The organism is Rossellomorea sp. ABR4_012 (assembly GCF_056159545.1).
On the sequence record NZ_JBSWVK010000001.1, the window covers coordinates 1259469 to 1280364 of the forward strand.

The following is a 20896-nucleotide window of genomic DNA, read 5'->3' on the forward strand; positions in this document are numbered from 1 at the left end:
AGGGAGGAAGCACAATGCGTATAACAGAGCTTTTAACAAAAGAGACAATCGCATTGGATCTACAGTCGTCATCTAAAGCTGCTGTCATCGACGAGCTTGTTTCTGTTCTGGATGAAAGCGGGAACCTGCAGGATGCCGAAGAGTTCAAAAAAGCGATACTTAACCGTGAATCACAAAGTACGACCGGGATCGGCGAAGGCATCGCCATTCCCCATGCGAAAACAGCAGCCGTAAAGTCACCGGCGATTGTTTTTGGGAAATCGGCAGCCGGCGTTGACTACGAATCCCTGGACGGAGCTCCGGCACATCTGTTCTTCATGATTGCGGCAACCGAGGGTGCGAATCAAACACATTTGGAGGCACTCAGCCGGCTTTCATCCATGCTGATGGATGAGAAGGTCCGTCAATCATTGGTGAATGCTTCAACGAAAGAAGAAGTTTTAGAGATTATTAATCTTCATGATAAAGAGGAAGAAGAGGAAACCGTTTCCGAAGAGACTCCATCAAATGAAGGAAGAGTGTTGGCTGTAACGGCTTGTCCTACCGGCATCGCACACACATATATGGCTGCGGATGCCCTTAAAGCAAAAGCGAAAGAGCTCGGAATCGACCTTAAGGTAGAAACCAATGGCTCTGGCGGAGCGAAGAATGTCTTGACTCTTTCTGAAATTGAAAGCGCTGCAGCAATCATCGTCGCTGCAGATACGAAAGTAGAGTTGAATCGTTTTAAAGGAAAGCCTGTCATTGAAGTTCCAGTGGCTGAAGCAATCAGAAAGCCCCGGGAACTGCTTGAAAAAGCAGCAAAAAAGGATGCTCCAATCTACAGTGGAAGTAAAGCAGCAAGTCACACAGAGGAGCAGGGTCCTGAAAAACAACGTACGGGATTTTATAAGCATTTGATGAACGGTGTTTCGAACATGCTTCCTTTCGTTGTGGGAGGCGGGATTTTGATCGCGATTTCGTTCCTCTTCGGAATTCAGTCGGCAAATCCGGATCATGCTGAATACAACGAATTTGCAGCCATGCTAATGAAAATCGGCGGCGACAATGCATTTTACCTTATGGTGCCTGTCCTTGCAGGGTTTATCGCAATGAGCATTGCGGATCGTCCCGGTTTTGCCCCTGGTATGATCGGCGGGTTGATTGCCGCAACAGGACAAAGCGGGTTTCTCGGAGGAATCATAGCCGGTTTCCTTGCCGGATATGTTGTTGTTGGTATCAAACGTTTAACGAATAACTTCCCGGCAGCTCTGGAAGGCATCAAGCCGGTTTTGATTTACCCGCTGCTCGGTATCTTTATTACAGGTTTCATCATGCTTCAATTCCTGGTCGAGCCGCTCAGTGCAGTTAACAACGGTATCCAGAATTGGCTGGATGGACTGGGCACAGGAAACCTCATCGTACTTGGCTTAATCCTTGGTGGAATGATGGCCGTTGATATGGGTGGTCCGATCAACAAAGCTGCATTCACTTTCGGTATAGCGATGATTGAAGGTGGGAATCTTGCACCCCACGCCGCCATCATGGCAGGAGGGATGGTGCCTCCGCTTGGCTTGGCGCTTGCAACCACTTTCTTTAAAAAGAAATTCAAAGATAATGAAAGAAAGGCAGGTATCGCGGCTTACTTCATGGGGGCATCCTTCATCACGGAAGGTGCGATCCCGTTCGCTGCAGCTGATCCATTCCGTGTGATCCCTTCGATCGTGACAGGCTCGGCGGTAGCGGGTGCTCTGGCAATGACCTTTGGAATTGGGCTGCCGGCTCCCCACGGGGGATTATTCGTTTTCCCGGTAGTAGAAGGTAATCCTTTGTTGTACCTTCTGGCTGTACTGATCGGTTCAGTCATTACAGCGTTAATGGTCGGTTTTTTGAAGAAGCCTGTTCAATAAATAAAGATAGGTGCCAGGTAACGATTTTGTTGCCTGGTTTTTTTAATGTCAAAAATACCGCTGCTTGAGCAAGAAGGGTCAACCCTGAATCATTTTTATTTAAAAGCGATACATGCACCTCTACAAGTACAGGTTTTAAAATCTTCATTCTAGGTTAAAAGTATATTTAATAGAAGAATGTGAAGAGGGGAAACACTTATGGAATTTTTTGAAATTATAGATTTGGAATTGCCAGATGAATTTGAGCTCTCCTTGTACAGGATCATGTTAATCGTCATTTTAAGCGGCTTGATCGGAATCGAGAGAGAATCTAAAAACCATCCTGCGGGACTGCGGACACACATCCTGGTCGGAGTCGGATCCTGTTTATTGATGCTCGTTTCGCTATATGGATTCGAACCGTTCTTGGAAGAACACCCTAAATTAGTCGGCTTTGACCCAAGCCGTATCCCCTCCTACGTCATCTCTGGAATCGGATTTCTAGGCGCAGGGACGATAATGGTTCATGGGGGTGTCACGGTGAGGGGGCTTACCACCGCCGCGAGTATATGGGTAGTAGCGGGACTAGGTCTTGTTGTTGGAATCGGCATGTATTGGGAAGCCATTTTAACTACGTTCATCATCGTGATCACATTGTTTTTCTTAAATAAATTTGAAACTTTTTATAAAGAAAGAGTACGCCATAAGAAACTTCTTCTTTTAAGTCTGGTTGTAAAAAAAGGGGAGGGGAATATCAGCGCCATCAATAATGCCATTATCCAGCACGGAATTGAAATCACTCAGTATCAAATAGAAGATGACGATGACCTAAAAGGACTTGAACGATTTAAATATTCTCTTCTTCTCCTTACACCTGATACGGTTAATTTTAATGGTGTATTGGAAGTGGTGAAGGATCTGTCCTGCATTGATAAAATACAGCTCCATAAAAAATGACCCCTTGATGTTTTCAGGGGTCACTTTTTCAGAAAGTATAAAACTAATTCCATAATTGTCCAATTCGAGCACCTAGCACCTTGATCAACCAATGAAGTCAAAGGACTTAACTGGTCGGACCTAGAGCGTTTGCCGGGGCTGACCAAGGCGCATGCATTTTTGTTATTACAAGCTTTCGATTTCCACATCCTTGATTCCGCTGATTTCAGAAATCGTGTAATAAATATCGGTCGTCTTTTTCCTGAAATCAACGATGATCTTCAATTCCAGAAGATGCATATTGTTCTTTAAATCCTTGATATGGATGTTTTCAATCGCGATGTCTTCTTCTTTGATCCGCTCGATGATCGACTTGATTTCATGCTTCTCTTTGATGGTCGCCCGCAGTGATAATTCCTTTTCACGCAGTCGTTTTGGACCGATGAAGGTAATGATCGTTGGAACTACCTCAACAGAAACGATAAGAAGGATGACACCTGCGGTCGCTTCTAAATAAAAGCCTGCACCGACGGCAATACCGATTCCGGCAGCTCCCCAGATCATTGCGGCTGTTGTTAACCCCGAAATGCTGTCATTCCCCCGTCTTAAGATAACACCTGCCCCCAGGAAACCGATGCCTGACACAATTTGAGCTGCCAACCGCAGTGGATCCATTGTAATGTTCACTTTCTCAGATCCTTCGGATATATAGGCTGATTCAATTGAAACAACGGTCAACAGGCAGCTTACAATACATATGACCAGTGATGTTTTAAGGCCCACTGGCTTCCGCTTCAGTTCTCTTTCCAAACCGATGACCAATCCAAGAACCGCAGATATTCCAAGTTTCATGTAAAGTGCTGTGTCTATGAAGTCCATCTTACCCCCTCCATATCTCTAATAACGATTGTGAAAATTGATAAATGGATATAGTATTCTTTCTCTCTATTTATTAAAATGAAAACAATTAAACTTTTTAAGAAGAAGCATTACATCATTCAGAAAAACATGGGGGTGTTTCCGTGTCCGAAACCAAAGTAAATCCTTATCTGCTTCTTGCTGTCGGAGTGATCTCTGTTTCCACCTCAGCCATTTTGGTGAAAGTATCAAGTGCTCCGGCCGGTATTCTAGCGTTTTACAGACTCTTTTTCACAGTGCTTTTAATGTCCCCTGTATTTTTCTTAAAGTATGTGAAGGAGCTTAAAGTTATTACTAGGAGAGACTGGGCGTTTTCAATCATAGCCGGCATCTTTCTTGCTTTCCACTTCATCCTTTGGTTCGAATCACTAAACTACACTTCTGTAGCCAGTTCGACGGTACTTGTCACACTCCAGCCGTTGTTTGCCTTTATTGGAGCGTATCTATTCTTTCAGGAAAAGCTCACTGGGAAAGCAGTCATATCCGCTATCTTAGCAGTGGCGGGCAGCTTCATCATAAGCTGGGGTGATTTCAGGGTCAGTGGAGAGGCGCTATGGGGAGATATTTTAGCTTTGCTTGCCTGCTCATTAGTGACCGGCTATCTCTTATTTGGGCAAACCATCCGTAAACGGCTGTCATTGATCACCTATACGTATTTGGTCTATGCAATCAGCGCGGTTGTACTTTTATTCTATGCACTCCTCCGGGGTGAAAGTCTAGGACCTTATCCTAAAGAAGACTGGATTTACTTTCTGCTGCTGGCAATCGTACCGACCCTTCTTGGTCATTCATTATTTAACTGGTCATTAAAGTGGTTAAGCACCTCTACCATTTCAATGGCGATTCTGTTCGAGCCAATCGGGGCCTCTTTACTAGCCTATTGGCTGTTAGCGGAAAAAATACTTCTTACCCAAGTCATTGGCGGTATGATCATTATTCTGGGTGTAACCCTCTTCCTAATGGAAGAAAGAAAGCTGAAGAAAATGGTTCGACATGTGAATGAGGTGAAAAAGAATGAAGAATTACCTTATTAGAAAAGCAATGGGAACTGACGCCGCAGGAATTGCAAATGTCCACATCAAAAGCTGGAAAACGACTTATAAGAATATCGTTTCTGATGAGTATCTAGATTCATTAAAAGTGGAAGATAGGAAAGAGAGATGGGAAGGTATTCTAACAGGCACTCATCAAACTTATGTGTGCGAACTGGACAATGGGGATATTGCCGGTTTTGTTTCTGTAGGTACTGAGCGTGAAAAGCAATTTGAAGGTGAATTGTATGCCATATACTTGTTGAAAGAATATCAGAGGAACGGAATAGGAAGCGACCTATTTAAGTTTGCGATGACCACATTAAAGTCACAGGGACACGCCAACATGCTCGTTTGGGTGTTGAAAAAGAATCCCTCCAAGTACTTTTACTATTCATTCGAACCTAAAATCATCAAAGAACAAAAGATCTCAATCGGCGGAGAGGAACATGACGAAGAGGGTTTATTGTTTACATTATAATGAGATCACGAAAAAGACGCAGTTCAATGATGAACTGCGTCTTTTCATTATGATTGCACTGATTAAGAGAACGTATATGTAAAACCTGAAAAGACAAATGCCATAACGACCGAAAGAATAAAAGTAAAGCCTCTGACGGGTTTCGTGCTTTCACTAATTTTCAGTCCTGTTACATACGAGTAAGCGAATAGGTAAATGGCCATAAAGTAAGAGATGTATTGTGCTCCGTCTATAAGCGTCATATCCTTGAACTCCTTTCAGGGAATGTCTATTCCTATTTATATGAAACAAAACCTGAGGTAAGACCAAGAAAAAATGGACAAGGTTTAAATTTTTTGTAAAAAATATATTGCAATAATATTAAGGGCGTGATATATTAATAAACGTCGCTGATACAGCAAACAACATTTCAAAAAAAGAAATTAAAAAAGTTGTTGACGCGAAGTGATGAAACGTGTTATATTAATAAAGTCGCTTCAAACGGAGCGCATCAACAAATTGAACCTTGAAAACTGAACAAAACAAGACAATACGTCAACGTTAATTCTAGATTTACCGCAACGATAGAATCGTTGCAAAACAAGAGCTATTCAAACTTTTATCGGAGAGTTTGATCCTGGCTCAGGACGAACGCTGGCGGCGTGCCTAATACATGCAAGTCGAGCGGATCAAAGGGAGCTTGCTCCCTGAGATCAGCGGCGGACGGGTGAGTAACACGTGGGTAACCTGCCTGTAAGACTGGGATAACTCCGGGAAACCGGGGCTAATACCGGATAACTCAGTTCCTCGCATGAGGAACTGTTGAAAGGTGGCTTTTAGCTACCACTTACAGATGGACCCGCGGCGCATTAGCTAGTTGGTGAGGTAACGGCTCACCAAGGCGACGATGCGTAGCCGACCTGAGAGGGTGATCGGCCACACTGGGACTGAGACACGGCCCAGACTCCTACGGGAGGCAGCAGTAGGGAATCTTCCGCAATGGACGAAAGTCTGACGGAGCAACGCCGCGTGAGTGAAGAAGGTTTTCGGATCGTAAAACTCTGTTGTTAGGGAAGAACAAGTGCCGTTCGAATAGGGCGGCACCTTGACGGTACCTAACCAGAAAGCCACGGCTAACTACGTGCCAGCAGCCGCGGTAATACGTAGGTGGCAAGCGTTGTCCGGAATTATTGGGCGTAAAGCGCGCGCAGGTGGTTTCTTAAGTCTGATGTGAAAGCCCACGGCTCAACCGTGGAGGGTCATTGGAAACTGGGGAACTTGAGTGCAGAAGAGGAAAGTGGAATTCCAAGTGTAGCGGTGAAATGCGTAGATATTTGGAGGAACACCAGTGGCGAAGGCGACTTTCTGGTCTGTAACTGACACTGAGGCGCGAAAGCGTGGGGAGCAAACAGGATTAGATACCCTGGTAGTCCACGCCGTAAACGATGAGTGCTAAGTGTTAGAGGGTTTCCGCCCTTTAGTGCTGCAGCTAACGCATTAAGCACTCCGCCTGGGGAGTACGGTCGCAAGACTGAAACTCAAAGGAATTGACGGGGGCCCGCACAAGCGGTGGAGCATGTGGTTTAATTCGAAGCAACGCGAAGAACCTTACCAGGTCTTGACATCCTCTGACAACCCTAGAGATAGGGCTTTCCCCTTCGGGGGACAGAGTGACAGGTGGTGCATGGTTGTCGTCAGCTCGTGTCGTGAGATGTTGGGTTAAGTCCCGCAACGAGCGCAACCCTTGATCTTAGTTGCCAGCATTCAGTTGGGCACTCTAAGATGACTGCCGGTGACAAACCGGAGGAAGGTGGGGATGACGTCAAATCATCATGCCCCTTATGACCTGGGCTACACACGTGCTACAATGGACGGTACAAAGGGCAGCGAGACCGCGAGGTTTAGCCAATCCCATAAAACCGTTCTCAGTTCGGATTGCAGGCTGCAACTCGCCTGCATGAAGCTGGAATCGCTAGTAATCGCGGATCAGCATGCCGCGGTGAATACGTTCCCGGGCCTTGTACACACCGCCCGTCACACCACGAGAGTTTGTAACACCCGAAGTCGGTGAGGTAACCTTTTGGAGCCAGCCGCCTAAGGTGGGACAGATGATTGGGGTGAAGTCGTAACAAGGTAGCCGTATCGGAAGGTGCGGCTGGATCACCTCCTTTCTAAGGAATATTTTATGAAACGTTTGACAGTCGAAGTTTTGTTCAGTTTTGATGGTTCAACCATCAAGGTTTTTTACGAAGCGTAAGCGGAGTAAAAGAACCAACCATTAAGTTTGTTCTTTGAAAACTAGATAAAGATTTATTGATAGTCAAGAAATTACCGAGTATCGCCATTTTAGGTTTTAAACCTTATGTAACAACCAATTCGGTTAAGTTATGAAGGGCGCACGGTGGATGCCTTGGCACTAGGAGCCGATGAAGGACGGGACTAACACCGATATGCTTCGGGGAGCTGTAAGTGAGCTTTGATCCGGAGATTTCCGAATGGGGGAACCCACTGTTCGTAATGGAACAGTATCCTTACTTGAATACATAGAGTATGGAAGGCAGACCCAGGGAACTGAAACATCTAAGTACCTGGAGGAAGAGAAAGCAAATGCGATTCCCTGAGTAGCGGCGAGCGAAACGGGATGTAGCCCAAACCAAGAGGCTTGCCTCTTGGGGTTGTAGGACACTCTATACGGAGTTACAAAGGAACGGAGTAGACGAAGAAGTCTGGAAAGGCTCGTCAAAGAAGGTAACAACCCTGTAGTTGAAACTTCGTTCCCTCTTGAGTGGATCCTGAGTACGGCGGGACACGTGAAATCCCGTCGGAAGCTGGGAGGACCATCTCCCAAGGCTAAATACTACCTAGTGACCGATAGTGAACCAGTACCGTGAGGGAAAGGTGAAAAGCACCCCGGAAGGGGAGTGAAAGAGAACCTGAAACCGTGTGCCTACAAGTAGTCAGAGCCCGTTAACGGGTGATGGCGTGCCTTTTGTAGAATGAACCGGCGAGTTACGATCCCATGCAAGGTTAAGTCGATGAGACGGAGCCGCAGCGAAAGCGAGTCTGAATAGGGCGAATGAGTATGTGGTCGTAGACCCGAAACCAGGTGATCTACCCATGTCCAGGATGAAGTCCAGGTAACACTGGATGGAGGTCCGAACCCACGCACGTTGAAAAGTGCGGGGATGAGGTGTGGGTAGCGGAGAAATTCCAATCGAACTTGGAGATAGCTGGTTCTCTCCGAAATAGCTTTAGGGCTAGCCTCATGTGTAAGAGTCTTGGAGGTAGAGCACTGTTTGGACTAGGGGCCCTCATCGGGTTACCGAATTCAGACAAACTCCGAATGCCAAAGACTTATCCATGGGAGTCAGACTGCGAGTGATAAGATCCGTAGTCGAAAGGGAAACAGCCCAGACCACCAGCTAAGGTCCCAAAGTATACGTTAAGTGGAAAAGGATGTGGAGTTGCTTAGACAACCAGGATGTTGGCTTAGAAGCAGCCACCATTTAAAGAGTGCGTAATAGCTCACTGGTCGAGTGACTCTGCGCCGAAAATGTACCGGGGCTAAACGTATCACCGAAGCTGTGGATTGACACCTCTAGGTGTCAGTGGTAGGAGAGCGTTCTAAGGACAGTGAAGTCAGACCGTAAGGACTGGTGGAGTGCTTAGAAGTGAGAATGCCGGTATGAGTAGCGAAAGATGGGTGAGAATCCCATCCACCGAATGCCTAAGGTTTCCTGAGGAAGGCTCGTCCGCTCAGGGTTAGTCGGGACCTAAGTCGAGGCCGATAGGCGTAGACGATGGACAACAGGTTGATATTCCTGTACCACCTCTTTTCCGTTTGAGCAATGGGGGGACGCAGGAGGATAGGGTAAGCGCACTGCTGGATATGTGCGTCTAAGCAGTTAGGCTGATGATGAGGCAAATCCCATCATCGTGAAGGCTGAGCTGTGATAGCGAGCGAATTATAGTAGCGAAGTTCCTGATTCCACACTGCCAAGAAAAGCCTCTAGCGAGGAAAAAGGTGCCCGTACCGCAAACCGACACAGGTAGGCGAGGAGAGAATCCTAAGGTGAGCGAGAGAACTCTCGTTAAGGAACTCGGCAAAATGACCCCGTAACTTCGGGAGAAGGGGTGCTCTTTGAGGTGCATAGCCTCGAAGAGCCGCAGTGAATAGGCCCAGGCGACTGTTTAGCAAAAACACAGGTCTCTGCGAAGCCGTAAGGCGAAGTATAGGGGCTGACGCCTGCCCGGTGCTGGAAGGTTAAGAGGAGTGCTTAGCGCAAGCGAAGGTGCGAATCGAAGCCCCAGTAAACGGCGGCCGTAACTATAACGGTCCTAAGGTAGCGAAATTCCTTGTCGGGTAAGTTCCGACCCGCACGAAAGGCGTAACGATCTGGGCACTGTCTCAACGAGAGACTCGGTGAAATTATAGTACCTGTGAAGATGCAGGTTACCCGCGACAGGACGGAAAGACCCCGTGGAGCTTTACTGTAGCCTGATATTGAATTTTGGTACAGCTTGTACAGGATAGGTAGGAGCCTTGGAAGCCGGAGCGCCAGCTTCGGTGGAGGCGTTGGTGGGATACTACCCTGGCTGTATTGAAATTCTAACCCGCGCCCCTTATCGGGGTGGGAGACAGTGTCAGGTGGGCAGTTTGACTGGGGCGGTCGCCTCCTAAAGAGTAACGGAGGCGCCCAAAGGTTCCCTCAGAATGGTTGGAAATCATTCGCAGAGTGTAAAGGCACAAGGGAGCTTGACTGCGAGACCTACAAGTCGAGCAGGGACGAAAGTCGGGCTTAGTGATCCGGTGGTTCCGCATGGAAGGGCCATCGCTCAACGGATAAAAGCTACCCCGGGGATAACAGGCTTATCTCCCCCAAGAGTCCACATCGACGGGGAGGTTTGGCACCTCGATGTCGGCTCATCGCATCCTGGGGCTGTAGTCGGTCCCAAGGGTTGGGCTGTTCGCCCATTAAAGCGGTACGCGAGCTGGGTTCAGAACGTCGTGAGACAGTTCGGTCCCTATCCGTCGTGGGCGCAGGAAATTTGAGAGGAGCTGTCCTTAGTACGAGAGGACCGGGATGGACGCACCGCTGGTGTACCAGTTGTCTTGCCAAAGGCATCGCTGGGTAGCTATGTGCGGAAGGGATAAGTGCTGAAAGCATCTAAGCATGAAGCCCCCCTCGAGATGAGATTTCCCATCACTTTATGTGAGTAAGATCCCTAGAAGATGACTAGGTAGATAGGTCAGAGGTGGAAGCATGGTGACATGTGGAGCTGACTGATACTAATCGATCGAGGACTTAACCACAAAGAGTCATTTTTTAATGAACATAAACGGCAATACCGGTAATCTTGACATCAATCCTTTATCTAGTTTTCAGAGAATAAATTTTAAATTAACACTTGAAATTTTCTCTGAAAAAGATATAATAATACTTGTCCTTAAAAAAGGATGAACAGTCTGGTGACTATGGCGAAGAGGTCACACCCGTTCCCATGCCGAACACGGAAGTTAAGCTCTTCAGCGCCGATGGTAGTTGGGGGATCTCCCCCTGTGAGAGTAGGACGTCGCCAGGCATAATATGGAGGATTAGCTCAGCTGGGAGAGCATCTGCCTTACAAGCAGAGGGTCGGCGGTTCGATCCCGTCATCCTCCACCATGCTTTTTTACGATGCAAAGAGGAGTAAAATAAGCGTCCTTAATCTCTACAATATATTTAATGCTTCGTCTATCAGACAAGCCTGTAATATAATTATGCCGGTGTAGCTCAACTGGTAGAGCAACTGACTTGTAATCAGTAGGTTGGGGGTTCAAGTCCTCTTGCCGGCACCACTTCGGTTTTACTCATTATTGTATGAGCCATTAGCTCAGTTGGTAGAGCATCTGACTTTTAATCAGAGGGTCGAAGGTTCGAGTCCTTCATGGCTCACCATTGATTTTTGCTCAGGCAAAACATCATATCTTTTAACATGCGGGTGTGGCGGAATTGGCAGACGCACCAGACTTAGGATCTGGCGCCGCAAGGCGTGGGGGTTCAAGTCCCTTCACCCGCACCATATTTGCGGAAGTAGTTCAGTGGTAGAACACCACCTTGCCAAGGTGGGGGTCGCGGGTTCGAATCCCGTCTTCCGCTCCAAAGATTATGCCGGGGTGGCGGAACTGGCAGACGCACAGGACTTAAAATCCTGCGGTAGGTGACTACCGTACCGGTTCGATTCCGGTCCTCGGCACCAGAGTTTTTTGCAAAAGCAAAATAACTCTCAATAGTTTGCACTAGCAAAATATCTTTCCATGAATTTGCGAAAGCAAATATCCTTAATTAAATAATGCGCCCGTAGCTCAATTGGATAGAGCGTTTGACTACGGATCAAAAGGTTAGGGGTTCGACTCCTCTCGGGCGCGCCATCTATTTCGGGAAGTAGCTCAGCTTGGTAGAGCACTTGGTTTGGGACCAAGGGGTCGCAGGTTCGAATCCTGTCTTCCCGACCACCTTAGATGGGGCCTTAGCTCAGCTGGGAGAGCGCCTGCTTTGCACGCAGGAGGTCAGCGGTTCGATCCCGCTAGGCTCCACCAAAGATTTTTGCCTCAGCAAAATATCTTTCCTTTTACGCAGCGTAAGCGAAGTAAAATAATCTTCCTTCATTTTGCTACTGAAGCAAAATACTTAACATTATATTACAGAATGTTTCTTGGCGGTGTAGCTCAGCTGGCTAGAGCGTACGGTTCATACCCGTGAGGTCGGGGGTTCGATCCCCTCCGCCGCTACCAATACGGACCTTTAGCTCAGTTGGTTAGAGCAGACGGCTCATAACCGTCCGGTCGTAGGTTCGAGTCCTACAAGGTCCACCATTTACATTTTCAATACGGAGGAATACCCAAGTCCGGCTGAAGGGATCGGTCTTGAAAACCGACAGGGGTGTTAAAGCCCGCGGGGGTTCGAATCCCTCTTCCTCCGCCATATTTCCTTTCTCATTTTTATCGTCGCGGGGTGGAGCACGACCGAATAATCTTCGGAGCTTGCACTTCAGCGCACCGACTGAGCAGCATCTTGAATAAGCTCACTGAAGTCGGGGTGGTTCTAACGGATATTCATCCGTAAGATCAGAAATTGATTAAACATTTATTATCGTCGCGGGGTGGAGCAGTTCGGTAGCTCGTCGGGCTCATAACCCGAAGGTCGCAGGTTCAAATCCTGTCCCCGCAATACCATTTTTGACAAGCTAATACTTATCCTAATCGGTAACCGATGGATGAATATTTTGACTATCGTCAAAAATTCTTGGTCTGGTAGTTCAGTTGGTTAGAATGCCTGCCTGTCACGCAGGAGGTCGCGGGTTCGAGTCCCGTCCAGACCGCCACTAATTACATAGTGTGGCTCAGTAGCTCAGTTGGTAGAGCACGGTGAATAAGATTCATCGATTATGCATCAGCGTACAGCTTGAGCAGCATCTTGAATAGTCTTTCTGAAAGCTGGACGATGGACTATCACACTCTATGTTTAGGAAATTTACATATGATGGCTCAGTAGCTCAGTTGGTAGAGCAATGGACTGAAAATCCATGTGTCGGCGGTTCGATTCCGTCCTGAGCCACCATTTTTCATTTATATCATACTTTTATGGCGATTGTGGCGAAGTGGTTAACGCACCGGATTGTGGTTCCGGCATTCGTGGGTTCGATTCCCATCAGTCGCCCCATATTTATTGCGGGTGTAGTTTAATGGTAAAACCTCAGCCTTCCAAGCTGATGTCGTGGGTTCGATTCCCATCACCCGCTCCATGGGCCTATAGCTCAGCTGGTTAGAGCGCACGCCTGATAAGCGTGAGGTCGGTGGTTCGAGTCCACTTAGGCCCACCATCTTAATATTCCGCAGTAGCTCAGTGGTAGAGCTATCGGCTGTTAACCGATCGGTCGCAAGTTCGAATCTTGCCTGCGGAGCCATATGGAGAAGTACTCAAGTGGCTGAAGAGGCGCCCCTGCTAAGGGTGTAGGTCGGGCAACTGGCGCGAGGGTTCAAATCCCTCCTTCTCCGCCATTGAGGCCCGTTGGTCAAGCGGTTAAGACACCGCCCTTTCACGGCGGTAACACGGGTTCGAATCCCGTACGGGTCATTTAGGAAGACTATCGTTCAGATAGTCTTTTTTCTATTTTTACTCAGTTACCCATGCTTTAATCAGCTGATATTCTCTAATATTTTTAACGCCCTATGAGCTTTCATAGGGCGTTTTATTTTATGAACGTGATTTTGTAAGATGTGACAATACAGCATAGTATGAGACAGGTTCGGAGGAGAAACAATAGGTTTGTCGTCAGGTGTGTGACAAAGTTAGCTTTCATCTTCCTTGTTGTTCAGCATTTTGTACCATAAGATTGATATATGAGTACTTGATTTATTAGAAAGGAAGAGGAAAATGGCTCAATCAACTGTAAAAGTTAAAATACAAAAATTCGGTAACTTCCTCAGCTCGATGGTATTGCCGAATATCGGTGCTTTCATTGCATGGGGATTGATTACTGCATTATTTATACCTACTGGTTTTTTCCCAAATGAAAGCCTTGCCAAATTAGTCGGACCGATGGTGACGTATCTGCTGCCACTCCTGATTGGATACACAGGTGGTAAGCTTGTGCATGATCAGCGAGGAGGTGTCGTGGGTGCTATCGCCACAATGGGTGTCATTGTCGGTGCACCGGATACACCGATGTTCCTTGGCGCTATGGTAATGGGACCGCTTGGAGCATTTGTCATCAAAAAATTCGATAGTGCGATCGAAGGTAAGGTCAGAGCTGGCTTTGAAATGCTCGTCAATAACTTCTCAGCGGGTATTCTTGGAGGAATCCTGGCAATCCTTGCGTTTCTTGGTGTCGGTCCTGCCGTTCATGGATTCACAAATCTTCTTGTTGCCGGTGTTGACTGGCTTGTAGGGGCAGGTTTACTGCCGTTAACAAGCCTATTGATTGAACCTGCTAAAATCTTATTCCTGAACAATGCCATCAACCATGGTGTTCTTTCACCGATCGGTTTGGAACAGGTTCAACAAACAGGTCAGTCACTGCTGTTCTTATTGGAGGCGAATCCGGGACCAGGTCTCGGTGTCCTATTGGCGTTCATGCTGTTCGGCAAAGGGACCGCAAAGCAATCCGCTCCGGGTGCGGCGATCATTCACTTCCTTGGTGGGATTCATGAGATATACTTCCCGTACGTCCTGATGAAACCGATGTTATTCCTATCCGTCATCCTCGGTGGAATGAGCGGGGTCTTCACGCTAGTATTGTTGGGAGGGGGACTGGTTGCACCGGCATCTCCTGGTAGTATCCTTGCGATCACTGCCGTCACTCCGCCCGAAGGAATGGCGTATGTTGCCAACTTTGCTGCTGTCATCGTCGCAGCTGTTGTTTCATTCATCGTTTCTGCGATCGTATTGAAATCCAGCAAGAAACAAGAAGATGACATTGAAGAAGCAACTAAGAGAATGGAAGAAATGAAAGGCAAAAAGAGTTCCGTTGCCGGACAAATGAACCAGAATCAAGGGACACTGCCTGATATAGTGGATAAAATCGTCTTCGCATGTGATGCTGGGATGGGATCCAGTGCAATGGGTGCTTCCTTACTGCGCAAAAAAGTGAAGGAAGCAGGACTCAATATAGCGGTAACGAACACCGCCATCAGCAATCTGCCATCCGATGCACAGGTGGTTATCACGCAGGAAGAATTGACTCCACGTGCGAAAAACAAACTGCCGAATGCGTATCACATCTCGGTCGATAATTTTCTTTCAAGCCCTGAATACGATAAGCTGATTGGAAGTCTCCAAAACGACATCACAGAAGGTCAGGATGAGCTTGTCGAAACGGCAGAGAAAGAAGCAGTCGATGTTGAACCGCAGGCAGCTGCAGAGGATGATCTGTTACTTGAAGAAAACATCTTCATCGGCCAGGAGTTTGCAACGAAGGAAGAGGCGATACGCTTCGCTGGTGAAGCTCTTGTCAAAGCGGGCTATGTAAAAGACAGTTATGTCGAGGCGATGATCGAGCGTGAAGGAATCACGACCACATATATGGGGAATAACGTTGCCATTCCCCATGGCACGGAAGACGCGAAGAAAGCGGTCATCAAATCAGGGTTCACCGTAGTTCAAGTGCCGAACGGCGTTGACTTCAATGGTGAACAGGCAAAGCTAATCTTCGGTATTGCCGGTAAAGATGGCACGCATCTTGAGATCCTGTCAAGCATCGCAGTCATCTGCTCCGAACAGGAGAATGTTGACAAGATGGTACAGGCCAAAACGGCTAAAGAACTGAAGGAAATCATCAATAGCAACTAATATCCAATCCGGAAAGGTGTCTTTTGCCTTTCCGTTTTGGCTGTATTAATATAAAACGAAATATGACTAGATGGGATCATCCTTGAAAATGCACGACTGGAAAACTTACTTAAGAAATACGCCGACTGGCACTAAAAGAAACGGAGGGAGAGCATGTTCATTACATCAAGGGAAAAAGCAATCATAGAACTGATTGTAAAAACATCAGGTAAGCATACCGTTCATTCTCTCTCTGCTTTCATGAATGTCAGCGGCAGGACGATACAACGGAACCTGAAGTCCATCGAAGCCATTTTGAAACAATATCATCTGGAATTGAAGAGGACAGGAAGCGATGGACTGTTCATCGATGGGAAGAACGAACATATATACAAGCTGATCCAAGGGCTGGCAGAAGCGAGCCCAACCGACGAAACACCTGAAGAACGAAAGCTGCAGTTATTGATCATCCTGCTGCATGAAGGGCCTTCATTCAAAAAGCAAGTGCTTGCTCATCAGCTCGGGATCAGTGTCACCACATTAAGTGCCTATCTTGACGAGCTGGCGGACTGGCTGAGTAAGTTCAGCATCACCCTCACGAGGAAGAGAGGGGTGGGCGTGGAGCTGATTGCTGATGAATCAAGTAAGCGCCATGCACTCGCAAGCTTTTTCCTCGTCTATTTTTATGAAGATATCATTGAAAGCCTGTATTTAATGCAAAATGGACATTCGATCACTGAGCCGGTTCTGGGTTATTTCCAGCCGGATCATCTGAAGGCTGTCTATCAGACAGTCGACAGGCACTTATCCAAAGAGCAGCTGAGCCTGGTAGACAACGATTATATCGGCCTGGTCATCCATGTGAGCCTGAGCATCCAGAGGACTCAGAAAAACTGGGTCATAACGGACATGAATCGATTGGAAAGCAATTACTCCAGTGAATATAAAATGATGAAGGACATTGCTACAGAGCTTAAGGAGGTCCTTTCCATACGGATCACCGATTCTGATGTCAACTTTTTGACGCTCATATTAAAAGGCTCCAAGGTACAAGAATCGGATGCCGCTTATTATGACAGTATTTTTCTCGGTCATCTGATCAAGAAGGTTGTCAAGGATGTATCGACCAATCTGAATGTGGATCTGACTGACGACTTTTCTCTATTCCAGGGACTGCTTGCCCATATGGGGCCATCAATCTTCCGGCTGAAACAGCAAATGGATTTATTCAATCCGCTGACGGAGGAAATCAAGGAAAAGTATCCGGTGTTATTTTTGGCGGTTAAAAACAGCCTTGAGAACGAATTTTCGGATATTCATTTCCCTGATGCCGAAGTGGCGTATATCGTCCTTCATTTCGGCTCTGCACTCCTGATGAATGAAGAAAAGGTCAAAATCGACGCCGTCGTGGTGTGTCCGACAGGAATCGGTGCATCAAAGATGCTTGCAAGTCGTATTCAGAAAGAGTTGAAGATGATTCACTCTGTTGATATCTTATCGATTGCCGATTTCCGGACAGCGAACCTCAATGACTATGACGTCGTGGTGTCAACGGTAAGGCTTCCTTTCACCGAGGTTGATTACCTATTGGTAAATCCGCTATTAAGTGAAAAGGACATCGGATTCATCCAGGATTATTTGCAGAAAAACATCGAAAAAATCACGAGAAAAAAATATATGAAACCGGAGTCACGGGAAGAGGATCACAAACGCCCTACAGAAATCAGAGGGGTCCTGGAGGAGATAAAAGATGTTTATTCGAGCATTGAGTCCATCCTCGATCATTTCCGTGTCTACCGTAAATCCTCTGCTGAGAATCATTATGCTGTCTTACATGAGATGGTAGCCCATGCTGAACAGGATGGCCTGGTGACGAACACAGAAGCCGTACTGAATCAGCTCGTTGAAAGGGAGAGAAAAGGGGGACTAGGGATCCCGAACACCGGTATGGCACTCTTCCATTGCCGTGACAAGTATGTCAAGAAGCTCCTGTTTCAGGTGGCCCATTTAGATCAACCGTGCGTCATCAAGGGAATGGATGGGAAAGACCTAGAGATGAAAAACCTCCTTTTAATGATCGCTCCAGAGCATTTAAGGAAAAGGGAGCAGGAAATCCTTAGTATCATCAGTACGAGCCTCATTGAGGATCAGCGTTCGATGATGATTTACTCGTCCGCGAATGAAAACATGATTTCTCGAAAGCTTGAAAAACTTTTTCTCGATTACTTACAAAATAATTTGATAAAGGAATGATGATTGTGAAACGAACCGTTCATTTTGGTGCAGGAAATATTGGCAGAGGTTTTATCGGGGCTTTGTTCTCCAAATCCAGATATCATGTCACTTTTGTCGATATCGCAGAAGGGATCATCGGTAAACTGAATGAGGAAGGTACCTACCAGGTTAAATTAGCAACGGAAAAACATGAAAGTGAAACGATCTCCAATGTGTCAGGCCTTAATAATCTTCATCAGGAAAATGAAGTGATTGAGGAGATCACACAGGCAACTTATCTGACGACAGCCATCGGTCCGAACATCCTTCCTAGAATTGCGCCGCTGATCTCGAAAGGAATTGAAAAGCGCGTCCTCACGTCGGACGAACCATTGTACGTTATTGCATGTGAGAATCAAATCGGGGCGACGGACATTTTAAAAGGCCACATCATGGAGCAGTTATCCCATGACGTGAAGTCCAAAATGGAAGGAAAGATCCATTTCTTCAATTCCGCGGTTGACCGCATCGTGCCCATCCAGGATCAGGAATCGTTGGATGTACTCGTTGAACCATACTATGAGTGGGTGGTGGAAGCGAATGAAACAATCCCAACGGTTACCGGCATGACGATCGTAGGTGATCTTGCACCATTCATTGAACGGAAGTTGTTTACGGTAAACACTGGTCATGCTGTGATTGCATACCTTGGCTACTTGAAAGGGAAAACAACGATCGATGAAACATTGGCAGACGAAAGCATCGCTGAACAGGTGAGGGAGACGCTGAAAGAAACCGGTGCTTACCTGGTGAAGCAATACGGACTGGATGAAAGCGGGCACCTCTCATATATAGAGAAAAACATCGAGCGGTTCAAGAATGCATACCTTAATGACGGGGTCACCAGAGTGGGACGTGCGCCTATGCGCAAACTCGGTCCGGATGACAGACTGGTCCGACCGACTACAGAAGCTCAAAAAGCGGGCTTATCTTATTCTTACCTTGCCAAAGCCATTGCAGCCGCATTGATGTTTGATCATCCTGAAGATCAGGAAGCAGTCGAACTTCAGAATATGATTAAAGAAAACGGAGTTCCTTACGTGCTCAAAAAGGTCAGCAGCCTGGACGAATCGAGCTCGATCACGGAGGAAGTCGTTCGTCAGTACGAAGCATTGAAGAAGTAAGCAGAAAAAAGGAGAGTGGGGACACTATTCTTTTTTTATATTGTATTGGAGTATTATCCTATGCGATCAGCACCGATGTTGAGTAAGCGTGCCATACAAGAAAAAGAGTCGCTTGTATCCGGGAGTTCAGTTATAGAAGAATGTTACAATTAAACTAAGCAGATGAAAGTGCTGGATGAAGAAAAGATAGAGATATTTGAAATGGACCGGGAGGAATGTAGTGATGAAAGCCGGGTGGGAGCGTTCAAATGAGTATATCATGCCTGACTTACACGAAGTCAGAGATATGCTGAAAACCTTTTTAAAAGGTAGGTTTGTCGAGAAAATCGAGAGGTTGAGTGGCGGGTTGAACAATTCCAACATCAAGGTCACAACAGATTCTCATGAATACTTTGTTTTGCGGATTTATAATGAACGCAACAATCATATGAAGATTGAAGCAGAAATAGCCAGGCTCTTAGAGGGAAGAGTGCCGGTGCCTCAGACTTTGTACGCTGATTCAAGCTGTTCTGTTTTTCATTACCCGTTCATGCTGATGAAGTGGGTTCCGGGAGTGCAGCTTTCTGATATGGTAGATAGGGAGAATGAAAAGATAATATCGACTGCAGCCCATGCAGCAGGAGAGGCTTTAGCCAACATCCATGAAGTTACCTTTCCCGAATCCGGTTTCTTCGATGATGAGCTGAACATAAAAGAACGTGTTGAAATCACTGCAGACACATTTCTGGAGTTTATTGAAGAAATGGTTGAAAAAGGACATGTATCCAAACACTTAGAAAAGACACTATGCGGCAATGTTGTGAGATTTGCGCAGGAACATGCTTCTCTTATGGACGACCCCGGTGAACAACATTCGTTGGTACATAGTGATTTTAACCCGTTGAATATCCTGGTGGTGGAGGAAAAAGAAAGTGAGATGAAGATCTCTGCCATTCTGGATTGGGAATACGCATTCAGCGGTTCGCCTCTAATGGATATCGGGAATATGCTTCGATATGAGGGGATGGCCTCCACAGGCATGTTGAAGCCCTTTATTCTGAGTTATCTGGAGAACGGCGGCGTCCTTCCGGAAGACTGGCTGAAAAAAGCAAAGCTGCTGGACCTGATTGCATTGCTCGATTTGTTGAATAAGGAGGAATGCGGGGAAGTAAGAGTGAAAGATATAACGCGATTGATTATCAATATGATGGATGAATGGGAGAGGTATGAAGCTGTTCAGAGAACGTTTGAGCAGGTGTAAAGTGAGGAGGTGGAAACGTGTTGATACAAGGTCTTAATCACTTCTTATTTTCAGTTTCGAATCTTGAACAATCAATTGAATTTTATCAAAAGGTATTCCAAGCTAAATTGTTAGCAAAGGGTAGAAACACTGCCTACTTGGATTTAAATAGGATGTGGCTTGCTCTTAATGTTGAGAAAGATATACCGCGTCAGGAAATAAAGGAATCGTACACACATATTGCTTTCACTATTGATGAAGCTGAATTCGATAATGTATACAACAAGCTGATCGAATTAAAGGTAAGCATTTTACCGGGGCGGGATAGAGATAAGAGAGACAAGAAGTCCATGTATTTTACAGACCCGGATGGCCATAAATTCGAGTTTCATACGGGTACACTGGAAGATCGGCTGAACTATTATAAAGAAGCTAAGTTACATATGGAGTTTTTTGATTAAAGGGGAGCATCTCATCCAACCTTTAGAAGTATTCAAAAAGGTGAAACACATGCATCCAACCTCCAACCACCCGTAAAAAATTTCAAGGCCCGTCCATCGTTGCATAAACGCAATGAGGGGCGGGTTATATTTTTACATATTTATCCTTAAATACCGTGTATTCCCTTGGAATTCTACATCATTTTTATTCTCTTGTACGTAAACAATGGATAGTACTATTATCACGATTTCCCTACTAAATAACGGAATCCTTTTATTATCTTCATTTTTTTCCTCTTTTTTTACTCAAAAAACT

General features: G+C 46.3%; 11 protein-coding genes, 21 tRNA genes and 3 rRNA genes. 33 read left to right on the forward strand and 2 right to left on the reverse strand.

Annotated elements, in window-relative coordinates; translation table 11 throughout:
* Positions 1 to 14: 14 nt before the first annotated feature.
* Positions 15 to 1889 carry a PTS fructose transporter subunit IIABC gene (locus ACXAFV_RS06125; RefSeq protein WP_475125174.1) on the forward strand — a complete coding sequence of 625 codons (1875 nt, stop codon included), beginning with the start codon at positions 15 to 17 and terminating at the stop codon, positions 1887 to 1889.
* A gap of 264 nt (positions 1890 to 2153) precedes the next feature.
* A complete protein-coding gene (locus ACXAFV_RS06130; protein ID WP_475126081.1) occupies positions 2154 to 2825 on the forward strand; it encodes an MgtC/SapB family protein in 672 nt (223 codons plus the stop codon).
* Between the two features lie 165 nt (positions 2826 to 2990).
* Here the strand turns inward: ACXAFV_RS06130 and ACXAFV_RS06135 are convergent, their stop codons facing one another.
* The gene (locus ACXAFV_RS06135; RefSeq protein WP_475125175.1) at positions 2991 to 3683 is read right to left on the reverse strand and encodes an MgtC/SapB family protein; all 693 of its coding nucleotides are present in this window, start codon (positions 3681 to 3683) and stop codon (positions 2991 to 2993) included.
* Positions 3684 to 3826: 143 nt separating this feature from the next.
* Here ACXAFV_RS06135 and ACXAFV_RS06140 point away from each other — a divergent pair, with 143 nt between their 5' ends.
* Both ACXAFV_RS06140 and ACXAFV_RS06145 read left to right on the forward strand, forming a co-directional pair.
* Positions 3827 to 4756 carry a DMT family transporter gene (locus ACXAFV_RS06140; RefSeq protein WP_475125176.1) on the forward strand — a complete coding sequence of 310 codons (930 nt, stop codon included), beginning with the start codon at positions 3827 to 3829 and terminating at the stop codon, positions 4754 to 4756.
* Entirely contained in the window at positions 4737 to 5234 is a 498-nt protein-coding gene (locus ACXAFV_RS06145) for an N-acetyltransferase family protein (RefSeq protein WP_475125177.1), read from the forward strand. Before ACXAFV_RS06140 ends, ACXAFV_RS06145 begins: the two co-directional genes overlap by 20 nt.
* Before the next feature lie 62 nt (positions 5235 to 5296).
* Here the strand turns inward: ACXAFV_RS06145 and ACXAFV_RS06150 are convergent, their stop codons facing one another.
* Entirely contained in the window at positions 5297 to 5476 is a 180-nt protein-coding gene (locus tag ACXAFV_RS06150; protein ID WP_475125178.1) for a hypothetical protein, read from the reverse strand.
* Between the two features lie 356 nt (positions 5477 to 5832).
* Between ACXAFV_RS06150 and ACXAFV_RS06155 the strand changes: the two genes are divergently transcribed.
* The 29 genes from ACXAFV_RS06155 (at position 5833) to fosM (ending at position 20601) form a co-directional block, all read left to right on the forward strand.
* A 16S ribosomal RNA gene (locus ACXAFV_RS06155) occupies positions 5833 to 7384 on the forward strand.
* Positions 7385 to 7591: 207 nt separating this feature from the next.
* Positions 7592 to 10527: ribosomal RNA gene (locus ACXAFV_RS06160) — 23S ribosomal RNA — on the forward strand.
* Positions 10528 to 10679: 152 nt separating this feature from the next.
* A 5S ribosomal RNA gene (gene rrf / locus ACXAFV_RS06165) occupies positions 10680 to 10796 on the forward strand.
* The 16S, 23S and 5S rRNA genes sit together here with 21 tRNA genes alongside, the layout of an rRNA operon.
* A 7-nt stretch (positions 10797 to 10803) precedes the next feature.
* A tRNA-Val gene (locus tag ACXAFV_RS06170) sits at positions 10804 to 10879 on the forward strand.
* Between the two features lie 97 nt (positions 10880 to 10976).
* Positions 10977 to 11052: transfer RNA gene (locus ACXAFV_RS06175), tRNA-Thr, on the forward strand.
* 24 nt (positions 11053 to 11076) lie between these two features.
* Positions 11077 to 11152: transfer RNA gene (locus ACXAFV_RS06180), tRNA-Lys, on the forward strand.
* Between the two features lie 39 nt (positions 11153 to 11191).
* Positions 11192 to 11276, forward strand: a tRNA-Leu gene (locus tag ACXAFV_RS06185).
* Positions 11277 to 11281: 5 nt separating this feature from the next.
* Positions 11282 to 11356: transfer RNA gene (locus tag ACXAFV_RS06190), tRNA-Gly, on the forward strand.
* A gap of 8 nt (positions 11357 to 11364) precedes the next feature.
* Positions 11365 to 11453 (forward strand) — tRNA-Leu (locus tag ACXAFV_RS06195).
* A gap of 95 nt (positions 11454 to 11548) precedes the next feature.
* A tRNA-Arg gene (locus ACXAFV_RS06200) sits at positions 11549 to 11625 on the forward strand.
* Positions 11626 to 11632: 7 nt separating this feature from the next.
* A tRNA-Pro gene (locus ACXAFV_RS06205) sits at positions 11633 to 11709 on the forward strand.
* Positions 11710 to 11717: 8 nt separating this feature from the next.
* Positions 11718 to 11793, forward strand: a tRNA-Ala gene (locus tag ACXAFV_RS06210).
* 118 nt (positions 11794 to 11911) lie between these two features.
* A tRNA-Met gene (locus ACXAFV_RS06215) sits at positions 11912 to 11988 on the forward strand.
* A gap of 4 nt (positions 11989 to 11992) precedes the next feature.
* Positions 11993 to 12069 (forward strand) — tRNA-Ile (locus ACXAFV_RS06220).
* Positions 12070 to 12085: 16 nt separating this feature from the next.
* Positions 12086 to 12178, forward strand: a tRNA-Ser gene (locus ACXAFV_RS06225).
* Between the two features lie 172 nt (positions 12179 to 12350).
* Positions 12351 to 12424, forward strand: a tRNA-Met gene (locus tag ACXAFV_RS06230).
* A gap of 77 nt (positions 12425 to 12501) precedes the next feature.
* A tRNA-Asp gene (locus tag ACXAFV_RS06235) sits at positions 12502 to 12578 on the forward strand.
* 160 nt (positions 12579 to 12738) lie between these two features.
* Positions 12739 to 12814: transfer RNA gene (locus ACXAFV_RS06240), tRNA-Phe, on the forward strand.
* Positions 12815 to 12840: 26 nt separating this feature from the next.
* A tRNA-His gene (locus ACXAFV_RS06245) sits at positions 12841 to 12916 on the forward strand.
* A gap of 8 nt (positions 12917 to 12924) precedes the next feature.
* Positions 12925 to 12998 (forward strand) — tRNA-Gly (locus ACXAFV_RS06250).
* Between the two features lies 1 nt (position 12999).
* A tRNA-Ile gene (locus ACXAFV_RS06255) sits at positions 13000 to 13076 on the forward strand.
* Between the two features lie 9 nt (positions 13077 to 13085).
* A tRNA-Asn gene (locus ACXAFV_RS06260) sits at positions 13086 to 13160 on the forward strand.
* A 3-nt stretch (positions 13161 to 13163) separates the two neighbouring features.
* Positions 13164 to 13254 (forward strand) — tRNA-Ser (locus ACXAFV_RS06265).
* 4 nt (positions 13255 to 13258) lie between these two features.
* Positions 13259 to 13330, forward strand: a tRNA-Glu gene (locus tag ACXAFV_RS06270).
* 300 nt (positions 13331 to 13630) lie between these two features.
* A complete protein-coding gene (locus ACXAFV_RS06275) occupies positions 13631 to 15544 on the forward strand; it encodes a PTS mannitol transporter subunit IICBA (protein WP_475125179.1) in 1914 nt (637 codons plus the stop codon).
* Positions 15545 to 15697: 153 nt separating this feature from the next.
* A complete protein-coding gene (locus ACXAFV_RS06280; protein WP_475125180.1) occupies positions 15698 to 17776 on the forward strand; it encodes a BglG family transcription antiterminator in 2079 nt (692 codons plus the stop codon).
* 5 nt (positions 17777 to 17781) lie between these two features.
* Positions 17782 to 18921 (forward strand): mannitol-1-phosphate 5-dehydrogenase, encoded by a 1140-nt coding sequence (locus ACXAFV_RS06285; protein WP_475125181.1) that lies wholly within the window; start codon positions 17782 to 17784, stop codon positions 18919 to 18921.
* Positions 18922 to 19144: 223 nt separating this feature from the next.
* Positions 19145 to 20161: a phosphotransferase family protein gene (locus ACXAFV_RS06290; RefSeq protein ID WP_475126082.1), complete on the forward strand. Its 1017-nt coding sequence runs from the start codon at positions 19145 to 19147 to the stop codon at positions 20159 to 20161.
* Between the two features lie 20 nt (positions 20162 to 20181).
* Positions 20182 to 20601 carry a FosM family fosfomycin resistance protein gene (gene fosM / locus ACXAFV_RS06295; protein ID WP_475126083.1) on the forward strand — a complete coding sequence of 140 codons (420 nt, stop codon included), beginning with the start codon at positions 20182 to 20184 and terminating at the stop codon, positions 20599 to 20601.
* Positions 20602 to 20896: the final 295 nt, after the last annotated feature.

Coding starts and splice junctions, on each gene's coding strand:
- ACXAFV_RS06275 (WP_475125179.1), top strand. CDS start 13,631: ATGGCTCAATCAACTGTAAAAGTTAAAATACAAAAATTCGGTAACTTC.
- ACXAFV_RS06290 (WP_475126082.1), top strand. CDS start 19,145: ATGAAAGCCGGGTGGGAGCGTTCAAATGAGTATATCATGCCTGACTTA.
- ACXAFV_RS06145 (WP_475125177.1), top strand. CDS start 4,737: ATGAAGAATTACCTTATTAGAAAAGCAATGGGAACTGACGCCGCAGGA.
- ACXAFV_RS06280 (WP_475125180.1), top strand. CDS start 15,698: ATGTTCATTACATCAAGGGAAAAAGCAATCATAGAACTGATTGTAAAA.
- ACXAFV_RS06135 (WP_475125175.1), bottom strand. CDS start 3,683: ATGGACTTCATAGACACAGCACTTTACATGAAACTTGGAATATCTGCG.
- ACXAFV_RS06130 (WP_475126081.1), top strand. CDS start 2,154: ATGTTAATCGTCATTTTAAGCGGCTTGATCGGAATCGAGAGAGAATCT.
- ACXAFV_RS06150 (WP_475125178.1), bottom strand. CDS start 5,476: ATGACGCTTATAGACGGAGCACAATACATCTCTTACTTTATGGCCATT.
- ACXAFV_RS06125 (WP_475125174.1), top strand. CDS start 15: ATGCGTATAACAGAGCTTTTAACAAAAGAGACAATCGCATTGGATCTA.